15 protein-coding genes are annotated in these 15,870 nt (G+C 69.4%); 7 read left to right on the top strand and 8 right to left on the bottom strand.

Annotated features, from left to right (window positions below; genetic code table 11):
• Nucleotides 1-9: 9 nt before the first annotated feature.
• From ACAG20_RS14610 to ACAG20_RS14585, 6 genes are all read right to left on the bottom strand, one after another.
• Nucleotides 10-285, bottom strand: coding sequence for a hypothetical protein (locus ACAG20_RS14610; protein ID WP_370493058.1), 276 nt, complete (start codon nucleotides 283-285; stop codon nucleotides 10-12).
• Complete coding sequence (locus ACAG20_RS14605) at nucleotides 282-4,820, bottom strand: HAD-IC family P-type ATPase (protein ID WP_370493057.1); 4,539 nt, start codon at nucleotides 4,818-4,820, stop codon at nucleotides 282-284. The genes ACAG20_RS14610 and ACAG20_RS14605 overlap by 4 nt, the downstream gene beginning before the upstream one ends.
• A gap of 10 nt (nucleotides 4,821-4,830) precedes the next feature.
• On the bottom strand, nucleotides 4,831-5,331 hold the full coding sequence (locus ACAG20_RS14600) for a hypothetical protein (protein WP_083036433.1): 501 nt from the start codon (nucleotides 5,329-5,331) through the stop codon (nucleotides 4,831-4,833).
• A 90-nt stretch (nucleotides 5,332-5,421) separates the two neighbouring features.
• Nucleotides 5,422-6,243, bottom strand: coding sequence for an exodeoxyribonuclease III (locus tag ACAG20_RS14595; protein WP_370493124.1), 822 nt, complete (start codon nucleotides 6,241-6,243; stop codon nucleotides 5,422-5,424).
• 39 nt (nucleotides 6,244-6,282) lie between these two features.
• Nucleotides 6,283-7,182 carry a GNAT family N-acetyltransferase gene (locus tag ACAG20_RS14590; protein WP_370493056.1) on the bottom strand — a complete coding sequence of 300 codons (900 nt, stop codon included), beginning with the start codon at nucleotides 7,180-7,182 and terminating at the stop codon, nucleotides 6,283-6,285.
• A gap of 10 nt (nucleotides 7,183-7,192) precedes the next feature.
• A complete protein-coding gene (locus ACAG20_RS14585) occupies nucleotides 7,193-7,786 on the bottom strand; it encodes a peptide deformylase (RefSeq protein ID WP_370493055.1) in 594 nt (197 codons plus the stop codon).
• Nucleotides 7,787-7,960: 174 nt separating this feature from the next.
• Here ACAG20_RS14585 and ACAG20_RS14580 point away from each other — a divergent pair, with 174 nt between their 5' ends.
• From ACAG20_RS14580 to ACAG20_RS14560, 5 genes are all read left to right on the top strand, one after another.
• Nucleotides 7,961-8,269 (top strand): DUF3263 domain-containing protein, encoded by a 309-nt coding sequence (locus tag ACAG20_RS14580; RefSeq protein WP_013827346.1) that lies wholly within the window; start codon nucleotides 7,961-7,963, stop codon nucleotides 8,267-8,269.
• A 67-nt stretch (nucleotides 8,270-8,336) separates the two neighbouring features.
• Entirely contained in the window at nucleotides 8,337-8,807 is a 471-nt protein-coding gene (locus ACAG20_RS14575; RefSeq protein WP_041316859.1) for a LytR C-terminal domain-containing protein, read from the top strand.
• Nucleotides 8,808-8,816: 9 nt separating this feature from the next.
• Nucleotides 8,817-9,524, top strand: a complete 708-nt coding sequence (locus ACAG20_RS14570) for a superoxide dismutase family protein (protein ID WP_370493054.1) — start codon at nucleotides 8,817-8,819, stop codon at nucleotides 9,522-9,524.
• Nucleotide 9,525: 1 nt separating this feature from the next.
• Nucleotides 9,526-10,665 (top strand): glutamate--cysteine ligase, encoded by a 1,140-nt coding sequence (locus ACAG20_RS14565; RefSeq protein ID WP_370493123.1) that lies wholly within the window; start codon nucleotides 9,526-9,528, stop codon nucleotides 10,663-10,665.
• Nucleotides 10,665-11,303 carry an LON peptidase substrate-binding domain-containing protein gene (locus tag ACAG20_RS14560; RefSeq protein WP_370493053.1) on the top strand — a complete coding sequence of 213 codons (639 nt, stop codon included), beginning with the start codon at nucleotides 10,665-10,667 and terminating at the stop codon, nucleotides 11,301-11,303. The genes ACAG20_RS14565 and ACAG20_RS14560 overlap by 1 nt, the downstream gene beginning before the upstream one ends.
• Nucleotides 11,304-11,391: 88 nt before the next feature.
• On the opposite strand, the gene ACAG20_RS14555 is transcribed toward ACAG20_RS14560, so the two are convergent.
• A complete protein-coding gene (locus tag ACAG20_RS14555) occupies nucleotides 11,392-12,231 on the bottom strand; it encodes a mycofactocin-coupled SDR family oxidoreductase (protein WP_370493052.1) in 840 nt (279 codons plus the stop codon).
• A 97-nt stretch (nucleotides 12,232-12,328) separates the two neighbouring features.
• A complete protein-coding gene (locus ACAG20_RS14550; protein WP_370493051.1) occupies nucleotides 12,329-12,913 on the bottom strand; it encodes a TetR/AcrR family transcriptional regulator in 585 nt (194 codons plus the stop codon).
• 130 nt (nucleotides 12,914-13,043) lie between these two features.
• Between ACAG20_RS14550 and ACAG20_RS14545 the strand changes: the two genes are divergently transcribed.
• Both ACAG20_RS14545 and ACAG20_RS14540 read left to right on the top strand, forming a co-directional pair.
• A complete protein-coding gene (locus ACAG20_RS14545; RefSeq protein ID WP_370493050.1) occupies nucleotides 13,044-14,327 on the top strand; it encodes a cytochrome P450 in 1,284 nt (427 codons plus the stop codon).
• Nucleotides 14,328-14,365: 38 nt separating this feature from the next.
• Entirely contained in the window at nucleotides 14,366-15,820 is a 1,455-nt protein-coding gene (locus ACAG20_RS14540; protein WP_370493049.1) for an aldehyde dehydrogenase, read from the top strand.
• Nucleotides 15,821-15,870: the final 50 nt, after the last annotated feature.

Raw genomic sequence — 15,870 nt, 5'->3', positions numbered from 1 at the left:
GGGCGTCTGCTAGGCGTCCTCTAGGGCCTCGCCGAGTTGCTCGAGTACCTCGCTGCGGTGGTTGTTGGCCAGAATGTGGCCGGCGGCCACCGCAGCGGCTACCGGCCAGTCGATGATCTCGAACGCGGCCAGCAGCGCCAGCCCACCGTAGTAGGCCAGCTGCTCGGGTCGCGGCACCGTCACCTTGCCGAACAGCGGCAATTCGACCGCGAAGCCCTCGGCAGCCCGGATGTGGGCCACCGCTTCCCGCTGGGATGCGCTGCGCCGCGTGCTGTCCGCCATCATGAGCCTCCTGGTGGCGACGGGTCGCCGGATGATCGGGCCGCGGCCGTTCCGCGACGAGAGCCGGTGTCCCCATTGTGCACAAGCCGCAGCCGTGGCGCGGAGTGGCCGTCGGAGGTCGGGGTGCCGTCCGGCTGCCGCGGCGTGGGCACCATGAACTGGGTGGGTTTGTCCGCGGACTCGTGCAGGCCGGACAGCAGCTTGGGCACCACGGCCGCGCCGGCGGTGGCCACCGTCGCTGACCCCAGCGCCTGAGCCCAGCCCAACGGACCCAGCGGGGTGCAGCCCAGCAGCTGGCTGACGCCCGGAATGGAGATCAACGTCCCCATCGCGGCGAGCGAGCCGACCGCGGTCGCCACCACCAGCGGGTCATGGGAGTCCAGCAGCGTCTGGCCCAGCTGGGCGGCGACCAGCGACACCAGCGCGACCGTGGAGGCCCGCTGTTGGCGCCCGGTCATCGAGGCCAGCGCCCATGCGCCCACCGCGGCCGACGCGGTCGTCACCCCGCGCACCGCCACCGCGCGCCACAGCGCGTCGGGGTCCGGGCCACGCGCCGTGGAGGCCGCCGAGTCGTTCAGTTCACTGACCGCCAGCGCGGTCGCCGGCAGCGCGTCGGTGAGCATGTTCACCAGCAGCAGCTGGCGGGCGTTGAGCGGTGAGCGCCCGGTGAGCGCGCTGCCGATGATCGCGAACGCCACCTCGCCGGCGTTGCCGCCCAGCAGCACCCCGACCGCTGCCTGCACCCGCTGCCACAGTTCCCGGCCCTCGTCCAACGCGTCGAGCAGGGTGTGGATCCGGCCATCGAGCAATACCACGTCGGCGGCGGTGCTGGCGGCCTCGCTGCCGTGGGCGACGACCGCGATCCCGACGGTGGCGGCGCGGATGGCCGCGGCATCGTTGGCGCCGTCACCGACCATCGCCGACACCTTGCCGGTGCGCTCCAGCGTCTGCACGATCTGCACCTTGTTCTCCGGTGACATCCGGGCGAACACCACCCGCTCGGCTACCGCGACCTCCTGTCCCTTGCGGGACAACGCATCCCACTCCGCGCCGCTGATTACCTGATCGGCGCTGATCTCCAGGCCGAGCTCCCGGGCGATCGCGGTGGCGGTGACCGGGTGGTCGCCGGTGATGAGCCGCACCGGGATCTGCCAGCGGTCCAGCTCGGCCAGCAGGCCGGCGGCCTCCGGCCGGGGGGTGTCGGCGATACCGATCAACCCGACGAACGTCAGCGCATCGCCACAGAACTGGCCGATGTCCTCCGGATCCGGGTCCTCACCCAGTGCGGCGACCTGCGCTGCGGAGAGTTCCCGCCGGGCAACGGCGATCACCCGCAGCCCCTGCCCGGCCATACCCAGCACCGTCTTGCGGATCGCCGGGTCGCCGCCGCAGGCGGGCCCGACGACCTCCGGCGCACCCTTGACGGTCAACTCGGCGCCGACGATCGACGCCGAGTAGCTGCGGCCGGACCGGAACGGCAGATGGGCGACCTCGCCGCGATCGGGATCCACCACGCCGGCAGCCGTCGCGGCGTCGATGATCGCGGCATCGGTGGCGTGCACCTGCCGGCCGTTGGTGGTCGGGGCGGCCTGCGCCGCGAACGCCAGCACCTCATCGGTGGTGTACCCCGGCGCCGGTGTCAGCTGTGTCACCCGCAGCCGGTTCTGGCTCAGCGTCCCGGTCTTGTCGAAGCACACCACGTCGACGCGGCCGAGCGCCTCCACCGAGCGCGGTACCCGAACCAGCACACCGGATTTGGTCAGCCGCCTGGCGGACGCCTGCTGTGCCAAAGTGGCCACCAGCGGCAGACCCTCGGGGATCGCCGCGACGGCGATGGCGATGCCGGAGGCCACCGACTGTCGCAACCCGATACGCCGGAGGACGCCCAAACCGGTCACCAGGGTGCCCCCGGCCAGGCTGATCCGCCAGGCTTTGCTGGTCAGCAGGCTCAGCTGGTGCTGCAATCCGACCGCCGACTGCTCGCCGGCGACCAGGTCGGCGGCGCGGCGACTGTAGGTGTCGGCACCCACCGCGGTAACCAGCGCCAGGGCGGTACCGGTGATAACCGTGGTGCCCGCATAGATCATGCATTCGCGCTCGGCCAGGTCCGCTCCCGGCGTCGCCTCGACCTGCTTGACCACCGACAGCGACTCGCCGGTCAGCGACGACTCGTCGACCTCGAGGTCGTCGGCGTCGATCAAGCGCCCGTCGGCGGGCACCACTTCGTGCGGCCGCACCTCGATCACGTCTCCGAGACGCAACTCCTCGGCGGGGACCTCACAGTAGCCGCCATCGGGCAGCAGCCGGCGTGCCGGCGGAACCTGTTCGTTCAACAGCACATTGAGCCGCCGCTCGGCCACCAGGCGCTGCGCGGCGGCCAGCATCGCGTTGCCGCCCAGCACCGAGCCGACCAACACCGCGTCGACCGGTGATCCGAGCACCGCGCTGGCGGCGGCTCCCAGCGCCAGCACCGGCGTGATGGGGTCGGACAGCTCGCTGCGGACTGCCTGCGCGAACTGCCAGATCATCCGCGGCGGTGCGCTGCGCTGGGCGCCGCGACGGGCCAGGTCGACCGCCGCCAGCGCGGCCGCCGCAGCAGGGGCGTGTTGGTCCCCGGCCGGGATCTCCGGCTCGGGCGGCGGCAGCATCGCGCGCACCTGGTCCACCGACATGGCATGCCACTCGTGCACCGCCGCCGGGCGTGGCATCGAGGCGTCCACCGCGCGCCTGGCCAGCCAGTAGCCGGACAGTGCGCCGGCGGCCGCGCCGGTGGTCACCGGACCCGGTCCCTGGCCACGTACTCCCGGCAGCATCAACAGTGCGCCCAGTGTCGACGCACCCGTGGCGATCTCGACGCCACGGCGGCTGGCGGATCTGGCCGCCGGCAACGCGTGCAATATCCGCCACGCCGCGGCCAGGTCGCTCAGCAACACATCGGCGCACCACGGCGGGGCGCCCTGCTCCGGCAGCATGCCCAGCGCCACGTCGGCCGCGGCCAGGGCCCCGACGGCCGCCGCGGACAACACCGCGACGTCGTGACCGTCGGCCTGGTAGGCGGTCACCGCCGCGGTCAGCGCCTCGTCCACCGCCGCACCGTCGAGCGGGCGGATGTCGTCGAAGATCGGCCGCAACTCGCCGAGCGCCTCGGCTTCGACGGTGACCACCTCGACATCGGCGTGTCGGGCCTCGGTCACCACTGCGGCGGCCAGCGGCAGCAGTGCGGGCTGGAACGAGGCCTGCACCCCGGGACGCTGACCGATCCGGTGCCAGCCCGGTTCGAGTCCGGCGTCATCCAGCCGGGACTGGGCCTGTGCCCACACCGCCCGAAGCTCGTCGTCGTCGGCGCCGCGCACCTGCATCACCCGCAGGGTTTTGCCGCACAGCACCCGCGGGTCGATGACCACGGTGTCTACCCGGTCGAGCTCGCGCAGACTGCTCGGGCGCAGCACCACCGCGCCGTGCTGGTTGGCCAGTCCGCGGCCGAAGGTGGCGGCGAACGACTCGCGTGCGGCGCGGGTGCCCTTGGGCGCTGCCACCGCCGCGGCGGTGCCGGCGAGGTCGGGGCTGCCGGTCGCGGCGCCGATCACCCCTGCTCCGATCGCCTGCATCACGGCGCTGCGGTTCAGGTGGCGTTCGACCGGACCCGGCGGCCGGGGAACCGGCCGTGGCGGAATGGGCACCGGCGGATGGTCGGCGTAGTCGGCGAGCTCGGGTTCCCGGCGGCGCCAGGCGCGCTCGGCGGCACGTTCTTCCCCGGCACGCATCGCCTCCATCGACAGGTCCACCGCCAGCGCGGTGGGTGCCTGGTTGAGCGTGTGCACGCCCGCGCCGGCCAGCGACAACAAAGCATCGGTCGCCTGCTTGCCGATGTTGTCCTCGAGCAGTCGCCGCAGCCGCGGCTGGTAGTCGACGACGACGACGCCGGCCTCCAAGCCCAGCGGCAGCACCGGCAACCGCAACAGCCGGCCGACCGTCGCCATGCCCAGGCCGGCGACGTGGGCGCCGAGGCTGAGAGCGCGCAGCGCCTGCGTCATGCCATCGCCGGGCAGGGTGGCCGGTGGGCGCCGGCGGTCGGTCGGCCGGCGGTTCAGCGAGGCTCGACGAAGGAGAGGTGAAGCTGGGACCGCCGCATGAACCCGACGGTGCTGGGCCTCGGTGTCGCCGACCACGCGGCACAGCTCACGCAACGAGACGACGTCGCCGCCGGCGTCGGAGTCGAGTCCGACCACCAGCCGCGACAGCGGGTGATTCAGGCGGACCGAGGTGACCCCGGGCAACGCTCGGGCCGCGCCCAGCACGGCAGTAGCCAGCTCGTCCCCGGCCGGCCCATCGAGCCCGCGCACCTCGACCCAGGCCCGGGCCTCGCCGCGGAAACACCGCCGGGACAACACCCAGCCGTCATCGCTACTCGGGAGGACAGCGCCCGCGATGCCGGTCGCGGTCTGTACAGACGCGTCGACCAATGCGGAGGTGAGCTGGACACCGAAGTTTGCCGCGCGCAGCGGAAGAGAGTGCCTGACGGCACGGCCTAAATCCACGCGGGCCCGTTCAGTGGCGCGCGCGAGCGCTGCTGCTGCCGCTGCGGGCCGGTCGCGCTGCCGCCTTCTTCGGCTGCGAGCTGCGCCGCGTGGTCGACGAACCCGAGGGCTTCGTCGACTTGGCCGATTTCACCGACTTCAACGGCCGGGCCGTCGCGGTCGAAGCGGCCGGCGCCTTCGCCGACGACTTCGCCGAAGGCTGCGCCGGCGGCGCGCCGTTATCGGAGCGGTTCAGCTGCTTGAGCACCAGGGCGGTGCCGCCCACCGCCACCAGCAGTGGCCACTCGACCAATCCGGTGACGCCGAGGGCGCCCAGGGTCAGCGCGGCCGCGGGGGTCGAGTGGCTGCCGGTGCTCAGGCCGCGCTGGGCACCGCTCGCCGCCCCCTTCAAGCCACCGATTACCCCGTTGAGTGCGGCCCCGCCGACTGCGCCAGCCGCCTCAGTTGTCATGGTCGCCGCGCGAGTCGCCGCTCCGGCCACCTTCCGTACCGTCCCTGCGACGGCGTTCATGGGTATTCCCTGCCCTTCAAACGAGGCAATTTGGTTAACCCGATCCATCCTATGCGAATTTCGGGTGAACCCGCGGAATCCACAACGAATTCATATAACCCGAGCTTTCGGAGCCGGCTGGATGTCCACCAGCACCGGCGCGTGATCGCTGGGCGACTTGCCCTTGCGTTCCTCCCGGACGATCTCGGCGTGCGAGACGCGGGTGGCCAGCGCGGGCGAGCCCAGGATGAAGTCGATTCGCATGCCCTGCTTCTTGGGGAACCGTAGTTGGGTGTAGTCCCAATAGGTGTAGACACCGGGGCCCGGCGTGAACGGTCGCACCACGTCGAGGTACTGCGCCTCGGTCAGCGCGTGAAACGCCCGGCGCTCGGGCTCCGAGACGTGGGTCGCGCCGTCGAAGAACTCCATGCTCCACACGTCGTCGTCCTGGGGTGCGATATTCCAGTCGCCCGTCAACGCGATCGGCGCCGAGGGATCGTCACGCAGCCAGCCTTCGGCGGTATCGCGCAACGCGGCAAGCCATTCCAGCTTGTAGGTGTAGTGCGGGTCGTTCAGGGCGCGTCCGTTGGGCACATACAGACTCCACACCCGGACTCCGCCGCAGCTGGCGCCCAGCGCGCGAGCCTCGACCGTCGGGTCGGCGTCCGCCTTGGCCCAGGTGGGTTGCCCGGGAAACCCGATCTCGACGGCGTCCAGACCGACCCGGGAGGCGATCGCCACGCCGTTCCACTGGTTGTGGCCGACATGTGCCACCTCGTAGCCGAGTTCGTGAAACGGCAGGGTGGGGAACTGCGCGTCGGTGCACTTGGTCTCCTGCATCGCCAGCACATCGACGTCGGCGCGGGCCAGCCAGTCGGTGACACGGCCCACGCGAGTGCGGATGGAGTTGACGTTCCAGGTGGCCAGTCGCAGCGCAGTCACGCAGTCACCCTAGATCGGCGACCCACGCCGCTACCGCAGCAGCCGGGCGTCCAGGTAGCGGGTGCGGTGCTGACCGGCGAATCCGAGCGCCTCGCAGAACTCGAACGCGCCGGCGTCATCGCTGCGTACCTGCGCGTAACCGCGGGCGGCCCCCCGCTCGGCGCCCCAGGCATGCAGTGCGGTGCAGATCGCCCGCCCGTGGCCCTGCCGGCGGCGGTCCTCGGCCACCCACAGGGCGGTCACCCCCAGCCAGCGGGCGCCGTCCGGGGCCTGGGTGACCGCGCCGCGCCCGATGGCCACCCCGGCTATCGAGGCGAACACCAGCTCACCGTTGACCACCGCGGTCAGCGGCCCCACCGGGTCGTCGGCGGGCCAGTCCGGGCCGGGCCGGTCGGTCAGCGTCACCTGCTCGGGCGCGGACCCGGCGGTCAACTCGCCCACCAGGGTGCGGATCTCCAACCGTGCGGGAATGTCTTCCGGCAGTCGCAGCAGCCGCTCCGGGACCGCCAGGGTCGGGGCCAGATCCCGTCGGGCATACCAGTCGATGATCGCCGGGATGGTGCTGGTGTGGGCGAACATGTCCAGGGGCACAGCCGAATTCGTCGCCAATGCGGTACCGGGCCCGGCCCGCAGCAACCAGCCGTCGAGCCACTGGTGTTCGCTGCCCGGCCAGGCCAGCGCGGCAGCGTGCTCCACGGCGCGGATCGCTGAGTTCTTCACCGGCCGATCGGTGAGCCGGCGCACGTACAGCACGTCGGCGTGCCGGCAATCGTGGACCACCCCGTCCGACGAGCGGACCCGCACCACCGTCCCGGCCGCCTCCAGATGCCCCACCACGTCGCCCATCGGCGGCTCCGAACCGGGCGGCCGCAGGTAGCGCAGGCTCACCCGGGTGCCGATGGGGGGCAGTTCGACAGGTGGCCGGTTCATCACCGGACCCTCAGTGACCGAACGGATCGGGCACGTCGCCCGGCATCCACGACAGGCCCGGCACGCCCCAGCCGTTGGACTTCACCGTCCGCTTCGCCGCTCGGGCGTGACGGCCCACCAGCATGTCCAGATACAGCAGGCCGTCCAGATGCCCGGTCTCGTGCTGCAGCATCCTTGCGAACAACCCGGTGCCCTCCAGTGTGACCGGGTTGCCGTCGGCGTCCAGGCCGGTGACGCGGGCCCATTCCGCGCGGCCGGTCGGGAACGACTCACCGGGCACCGACAGACAGCCCTCGTCGTCGTCATCGGGGTCGGGCATGGTCTCGGGCCGTTCGGAGGTCTCCAACACCGGGTTGACCACCACGCCGCGGCGCCGCGTGGTCGAGCGGCGGTCGTCGGCGCAGTCGTAGACGAAGACCCGCAGCCCCACACCGATCTGATTGGCGGCCAAGCCGACCCCGTTGGCGGCGTCCATCGTGTCGTACATCGTGGTGATCAACTCGGCCAGGTCGGCCGGCAGCGAGCCGTCATCGGCGACGGGGACCGGGCTGGTCGGGGTGTGCAGGACGGGATCGCCGACAATGCGGATGGGTACGACGGCCATGACCGAAAAGCTTAAGTGCCCGCCGCCGGCACAGTGCAGCGGCCACGGCGACTCGCGGGGCCGGCTCCCGGTTCAACACCGCGTGCCGTGATTGAATATTCGCTCAGGACAGGCCGCCGAAAAACGCAACGAACGTTCGACCAAAGAACTTTCCGGAAGGGTCCAGGAAACGATATGGACGGCGCCATGGCGCAAGCGAATCGATCAGGGGACGATTCGGAACCCACTGACGGCCTGAGCCGTCGCGAACACGACATCCTGTCCTTCGAGCGGGACTGGTGGAAGTACGCCGGCGCCAAGGAAGAGGCCATCAAGGAGCGGTTCTCGCTGTCGGCAACCCGCTACTACCAGGTGCTCAACGCTCTCGTCGACCGGCCTGAGGCGCTGGCCGCCGACCCGATGCTGGTCAAACGGCTGCGCAGGCTGCGATCGAGTCGGCAGAAGGCGCGCGCCGCGCGGCGTCTCGGGTTCGATATCACTTGAGTCGCCCGGAACCCCTGATTGCTGGGGGTTTAGAGGTCGAGGCCTGCTCGTCGATACAGTGGGCGCAATGAGCGACCACGTTCCCGACTCCTCCAGACTCCCGCTGCGGGCCATGGTGATGGTGCTGCTGTTTTTGGGCACCATCTTCCTGCTGGTCGGATTTCAGGCGCTCGGATCGTCCGGCAACGACGACGACACCGGCCACTCGCCGGCGTCGAAACCCGTGACCACCACCTCCGCGGCGGCCACCACCGACCGCCCCGCCCACCGGTCCGAGGTGCGCGTCTACAACATCTCCGAGCAGGCGGGCCTGGCCGGGCACACCGCGGAAGTGCTGCGGGAAGCCGGTTGGAATGTGACCGACGTCGGCAACCTCGAGCTGCCCGAGGTCACCGAGACCACCGTCTACTTCGGTGACGGCCCGGGTGAGCACGACTCGGCCAATGCCGTGGCCGAGGTGCTGCACGCTGCCGCACAGCCACGCATCCCCGACGTGGCCGAGCAGCCACCGGGCGTCATCGTGGTGGTCGCGGGTTAAGCTCCTCGCATGGTCAAAGGTCACCGCAGAGTTGTTGCCGCCGCTGTCTTCGCCGCCCCGGTTGTGCTGTTGGCGGCGTGCAGCCCCAACGAGCCGCCCTCCGACGTGCCGGGCACCACGCCGGCCATCTGGACCGGGTCCCCGGCGCCGTCCGGCGCGGCGAGCGAGCCGGGCGAGTCGGGCGGTTCCGACAACCTGGTGGCGCGCCTGACGACCGTCGACGGCGGCCAGGTCGCAACCGCGAAGTTCGAGTTCAGCAAGGCCGGCGGGAAAGAATTCGCCACGATCACCGTGGAGACCACCAGCACCGGCGTGCTGACGCCGGGCTTCCACGGCATGCACATCCACAGCGTGGGTAAGTGCGAAGCCGACTCGGTCGCTCCCGGCGGCGGCGCGCCCGGCGCCTTCCTGTCGGCCGGTGGGCACTTCCAGGCGCCCGGCCACAACGAGCACCCGCAGAGTGGCGACCTGACCTCGCTGCAGGTCCGCTCCGACGGCAGCGCGCTGCTGGTGACCACCACCGACGCGTTCACCCGGCAGGAATTGCTGGACGGCGAGGGGACGGCGTTGATCATCCACGCCGACGACGACAATTTCGCCAACATCCCGGCGGACCGCTACACCCAGGTCAACGGCACGCCAGGCCCGGACCAGATCACACTGACCACCGGAGACGCCGGCAAACGAGTTGCGTGTGGTGTCATCGGCGCCGGATAGCCTGCCGAACAACAGGGCTTCATCCAACGCCCGAATCGAGTTCGCCCACTGTGCCCGACCCACCCTCGGTGTGGAGTGGGAGTTCGCACTGGTCGACGCGGCGACCCGCGACCTGAGCAACGAAGCCAGCGCGGTGCTGGCAGAACTCGGCGAAAACCCGCGCGTGCACAACGAATTGCTGCGCAACACCGTCGAACTCGTCACCGGCATCTGTGACAGCACCGGCGAGGCGATCGAGGATCTGCGCCAAACGCTGGCGGCTACCCGGCCCATCGTGCACAGCCGGGGCATGGAACTGTTCGGCGCCGGCACTCATCCGTTCGCGCAGTGGTCGGCGCAGAAACTGACCGACGCGCCGCGCTACGCCGAGCTGATCAAGCGCACCCAGTGGTGGGGCCGGCAGATGATGATCTGGGGAGTGCACGTCCACGTCGGAATCTCCTCGGCCTACAAGGTCATGCCAATTATCTCGTCGCTGCTGCTGTATTACCCGCACCTGCTGGCGTTGTCGGCGTCGTCGCCGTGGTGGGCCGGCGAGGACACCGGCTACGCCAGCAACCGGGCGATGATGTTTCAGCAGCTGCCCACCGCCGGATTGCCGTTCCAGTTCCAGACCTGGTCGGAGTTCGAGGGCTTCGTCTACGACCAGAAGAAGACCGGGATCATCGACCACATCAACGAGATTCGTTGGGACATCAGGCCATCCCCGCACCTGGGCACCATCGAGGTACGAGTCTGCGACGGGGTGTCCAACCTGCGCGAGCTGGGCTCGCTGGTCGCGCTGACCCACTGCCTGATCGTCGACCTGGACCGGCGGCTGGACGCCGACCAATCGCTGCCCACCATGCCGCCGTGGCACGTGCAGGAGAACAAGTGGCGCGCGGCGCGCTACGGGCTGGACGCCGAGATCATCCTCGACGCCGACAGCAACGAGCGCCTGGTCACCGAGGACCTCGACGAGCTGCTCAACCGGCTGGAGCCGATCGCGGCGCGACTGCACTGTGCCGACGAACTGGCGGGCGTCGCCGACATTTATCGAACCGGCGCCTCCTACCAGCGCCAGCGCCGCGTCGCCGAGGAGCACGACGGCGATCTGCGCGCTGTCGTCGACGCGCTGGTCGCCGAACTGGACATCGAGTGATGGAACTGCCGATGTTCCCGCTGGAGTGGGTGCTGCTGCCCGGCGAGGAACTGTCGCTGCGGATCTTCGAGAGGCGCTACACCGTGCTGGTCGGGGACCTGATGCACAGCGGCGATCCGCGGTTCGGGGTGGTGCTCATCGCCCGCGGCCGCGAAGTGGGCGGTGGCGAGCAGCGCAACGACATCGGCGCAATGGCGGCCATCACCGACTGCACCGAACTCGGCGGCGGCCGCTATGCGCTGCGATGCCTGACCGGCGAGCGGATCCGGGTCAGCCAGTGGCTCCCCGACGACCCCTATCCGCGGGCAGACATCGAGGTATGGCCCGACGAGCCGGGGGAACCGGTGAGCGACAGGCAGTTCGGGGAGTTGGAAGAACGCATCGTCGCGCTGCACAAGCGGATGGCGGTGGCCCGCCGGCGGTGGGTGACGGCCGGGCGCGACGCCATGCTGGGTGGCCGCCGGTTGCGCTCGCTGGACCCGGTGCAACGGCTGTACTCGCTGGCCTGCCGGGTCCCGATGGGCGAGGCCGACCGCTACGCGGTGCTGGCGGCGCCGTCGTTGTCCGACCGGTTGACGGCGCTGTACGAGGCGATCGAGACCGTATCGGCGCGAGTGGAATTCGATATTCCTCGTTGATCCTCCCCTGGCGCGAGCGTGCGTGTTTGCACACGACACGCCGCTTCCTGACGTGCAACTGCGCACGCTCGCGACCAGAGGGCCGGCGCTATTTCAGGCAGCTGCCCGCATCGACGGTGAGCGGAAGACCGGTGACGTAACGGGATTCGTCTGAGGCCAGGAACAACACCGCGTTGCTGATATCGACCGGGTCCACCCAGCCGATCGGCAGCACGTGCATCAGCTGCGCCACCACGGCCATGTCGTCGGGCCCGGGGCTCTCCAGGTCGGGGCGGAACAGCTTCATGGTGCCCTCGTTCATGAACAGCGGGGTGTTCACATTGGTGGGGTGCACCGAGTTGACCCGGATGAAGTGCTGGCCGAGTTCGACGGCGAAGGTGCGCATCAACCCGACCACGCCGTGCTTGGCCGCGATGTAGTGACCGGTGTGCGGGTAGGCCTTGAGGCCGCCCACTGAGCTGGTCAAGATGATGGACCCGCCGTTTCCCCCGGCGATCAGATGCGGCACACCGGCTTTGACGGTCTTCCAGACACCGGACAGGTTGACGTCGATCATGTCCTGCCAGTCAGCCTCGCTGGTCTTGTCCAAGGTGTCGCCGCCGTTGCCGATTCCGGCGTTGGCCGCGATGATGTCCAGTCGGCCCAACTGCTCGACACCACTGTCGACCGCGGCCTTGAGCGCGTCGAAGTCCCGCACGTCGACCTGTGCCGTCACGATACGGCGGTCCAGTCCCTTGACCAGGTCGGCGGTCTCGGCGAGGTCGTCGGGGGTGGCTGCGGGGATCTCCTTGCTACTGCTGATCCGGGCGCACACATCTACGGCGATGATGTCGGCACCTTCCTGCGCCAGTCGCACCGCGTGGCTGCGGCCCTGTCCGCGGGCCGCGCCGGTGATGAGCGCGACCTTTCCTTCGACTCGTCCAGCCATGTCTGCACCTCCGTCTGTTGTTGGTCGATCGATCAGCAAGGCTGGCACCAAGCCGCGACGTTGTCAACAGTGGGTGCAGCGGGTGGGCGCCGGCGGCTCAGGCGGGATCGGTCAGCCGGCCGAGCTGTCGCTCGACGAGGGCGCGCAGCTCGTGGTGGCCGTAGGTGACGTCGACGGCCTCCTCGTTGCACAGGCTGCGTGCGGTCTGCGCGATCAGCATGGCTATCGCGACAGGTGGATACTCGTCGAGGTCGACACCCTTGGCGCGCAGTGCCACCGTGACCGCGGCGGTCTCGATGTCGCGGACCCGCTCGGCGTAGGCCTTGAGTTCGGTCCGGATCGCCTTGCGATGGTTGGCCAACGCCATGAACTCGGTATTCAGGCTGGTCACGCGGGCATCGCTATTGATGGCCCATAGCGTCTGGAGCGGATCGTCATCGGTGAGTGCGGCGCGCATCCGATCAAGTGCGACGTCGGCGCCGGCGCGCAGCACCTCGACGAAAAGGTCGTCCATGGTGGGGAAGTAGTAGTAGACCAGGGCCTGTTTCACCCCGGCCTCGGCGGCCACCCGCCGGGACGTCGCAGCGGCATAGCCCTCGTTTCGCATGATGCGGGCGGTCGCTTCGATCAGCCGTCGCCGGGTGGCGCCATCGGTCGATTTCGCCTTGCGCGGGGCCGCCATTCACCGCGTCCCGAGGTGGTGATCGCTTGACCGCCCGTCGTCGCACGTGGTAGGCATGGGACATTCTAGCAATTTGATCGATCGATCAGCGCGACGAGGTCGTGATACGAGCGAAAGGGCGCATCGCGTGATGACGGATCTCGCGGCGGTGGACTACTTCTCCGACGAAGGCGTAACTCAGGATCCCTATCCCTATTACGAATACCTCCGCTCGAACGGGCCCGTCTTCGCCGAGCCGCATCACGGCGTCGTCGCCGTCACCGGCTACGAGGAGGTGCACGCCGCGTTCAAGGACCACGACTCCTTCTCGGCCGTCAACGCGATCGGTGGGCCCTTCCCGCCGCTGCCGTTCGAACCCGAGGGCGACGACATCACCGAGCAGATCGAGGCGCATCGGCATCTGTTTCCGATCTTCGAGCACGTGGTCGTCCAGGATCCGCCGGCCCATGAGCGGACCCGCGCGCTGCTGGGCCGGATCCTGACCCCGGTCCGGCTCAAGGAGAACGAGGACTTCATCTGGCGGCTGGCCGACCTACAGCTCGATGAGTTCATCGCCACCGGCCGCTGCGAGTTCCTGATGGACTACGCCAAACCCTTTGCCACGCTGGCGATCGCCGATCTGCTCGGGGTCCCCGACGACGACCGTGCCGAGTTCCGCCGGGCGTTGGGCGCCGGCGAACGCCCGGGTGCCCGCGTCGGCGCCCTCGATGGCGAGCCGGTGGGCCTGAACCCATTGGACTACCTCGACGACAAGTTCAACGGCTACATCTCCGACCGGCGGCGCAACCCCCGGGCCGATGTGCTGACGATGCTCGCGGAGGCCACCTACCCCGACGGGGCGATACCGGAGGTGATGGAGGTGGTGCGACCGGCGACCTTCCTGTTCGGCGCCGGGCAGGAGACCGTCACCAAACTGCTCGGGACGATGGTGCAGGTGCTCGGCGAGCAGCCCGAGCTGCAGCAGCGGCTGCGCGAGAACCGCGATCTGATCCCGCGGTTCATCGAGGAATCGCTGCGCATCCAGAGCCCGACCAAGATCGACTTCCGGCTGACGCGTAAGACCACCACGCTGGCCGGCGTGCCGATCAAGGCCGGCACCGTGCTGATGTTGTGCCTGGGGGCGGCCAACCGGGACCCGCGGAAGTTCGAGAACCCGGATGAATTCAACTTGGACCGCAAGAACGTTCGCGAGCACATCGCCTTCGGCCGCGGCATTCACACCTGCCCCGGCGCGCCGCTGGTCCGGGTCGAGGGGCGGATCACCGCCAACCGGATGCTGGACCGGATGCGCGACATCAGGATCAGCGAGGAGCACCACGGCCCGGCCGGCGACCGGCACTACCGCTACGAGCCCACGTTCCTGCTGCGCGGGCTGACCGCGCTGCACATCGAGTTCGACCCGGTCGAACAGTAGGCCGTCCTCGCCGCAACGCGTCATCGGAAAGGTCAGCAATGACTCTCAGCTCTGTGTTGGATGAAGTGCGTCTGCGTCCCGGCGCGGGCGAGGTGATCCCGATCGTCGATCCGGCAACCGAGGAGCAGATCGGCGAATTCAACGACGGCGGCGCCGAGGCCGTCAACGACGCGGTTGCTAGGGCCCGGGCCTCCTTTGATTCGGGTGTCTGGAGCGCGATGCCGGCCCGCGACCGCGCCAAGATCCTGTGGCGCATCGCGGATCTGATCGATGAACATGCCGATGAGCTGGCCCAGATCGATTCGATCAACACCGGGATGCCGCTGATGCAGGCGCAGATGATCGTGCCAACCTGCGCCGAGATCTTCCGCTACTACGCCGGCTGGTGCACCAAACTCAACGGTGAGGCGCACCAGGTGCAGATGAGCGGTGGCATCTCCGGCGCGCATGCCGACCTGCACGCCTACACCCTCAAGGAGCCCTACGGGGTGGTCGGCCTGATCTTCCCCTGGAACGGCCCGGTCTTCAACGCCTGTACCAAGCTGGCGCCGGCGCTGGCCGCCGGGTGTAGCAGTGTGGCCAAACCTGCTGAGGAGACGCCACTTTCTGCGCTGGTCCTGGTACGGCTGCTCAGCGAGGCCGGGGTTCCCGACGGCGTCGTCAACCTGGTCACCGGTTACGGGCACACCGCGGGAGCAGCGCTGGTCGATCACCCCGGCGTGCAGAAGATCGCGTTCACCGGTTCCACCGAGGTCGGCAAGCGGATCGTGGCGGCGTCGGCCGGAAACCTCAAGCGGGTCAGCCTCGAGCTGGGCGGCAAGTCACCGGTGCTGATCTATGACGACGCGGACCTGGACACCGCCATCACGATGGCCGCAATGGGCATCTTCATCCACTCCGGGCAGGGGTGCATCTGCGGGTCACGAATTTTCGTGCAGCGCGGTGTCTACGACCAGGTGGTCGACGGTATTGCCATGGTGGCCAACAACCTTCAGCTGGGTGGTCCGCGAGATGAGGGCGCCATGATCGGCCCGCTGATCAGCGAGAAGCAGCTCAACCGGGTGATGGGATTCATCGAGGAGGGCAAGCGCGACCACGTCGACGTCATCACCGGTGGGCACCGGCTGGATCGCCGTGGCTATTTCGTGCACCCGACCGTGCTGGCCAATGTGGATCCCGGGATGCGGCTCTACCAGCAGGAGATCTTCGGGCCGGTGGTCACGGTGCTGCCCTTCGACGACGACGACGAAGCCGTCGCGCTGGCGAACGACTCCGAGTACGGCCTGGCCGCCACCGCCTGGACCCGCGACCTGAGCCGCGCCCACCGGCTGGCCAAGCGGCTGGAGGCCGGAACCGTCTCGCTGAACTGCCAGATGGTCTTCGACCACTCGGTGCCGTTCGGCGGCTACAAACAGTCCGGCTGGGGTCACGAGTGGGGCCGAGACGGCGTTGAGAGCTTCCTGCAGACCAAGTCGGTGTACACGCAGCTGTGAGTGTTGCCCGAGCCCCTGCCCACCCCGTGAGTGAACTCGGTGGGCAGGAC

The organism is Mycobacterium sp. pW045, from assembly GCF_041287085.1.
In the GTDB taxonomy this organism is placed as follows: Bacteria; Actinomycetota; Actinomycetes; order Mycobacteriales; family Mycobacteriaceae; genus Mycobacterium; species Mycobacterium algericum_A.
Note: the sequence above shows the minus strand (reverse complement) of the source record. Positions and strands in the feature narration are given on the sequence as shown.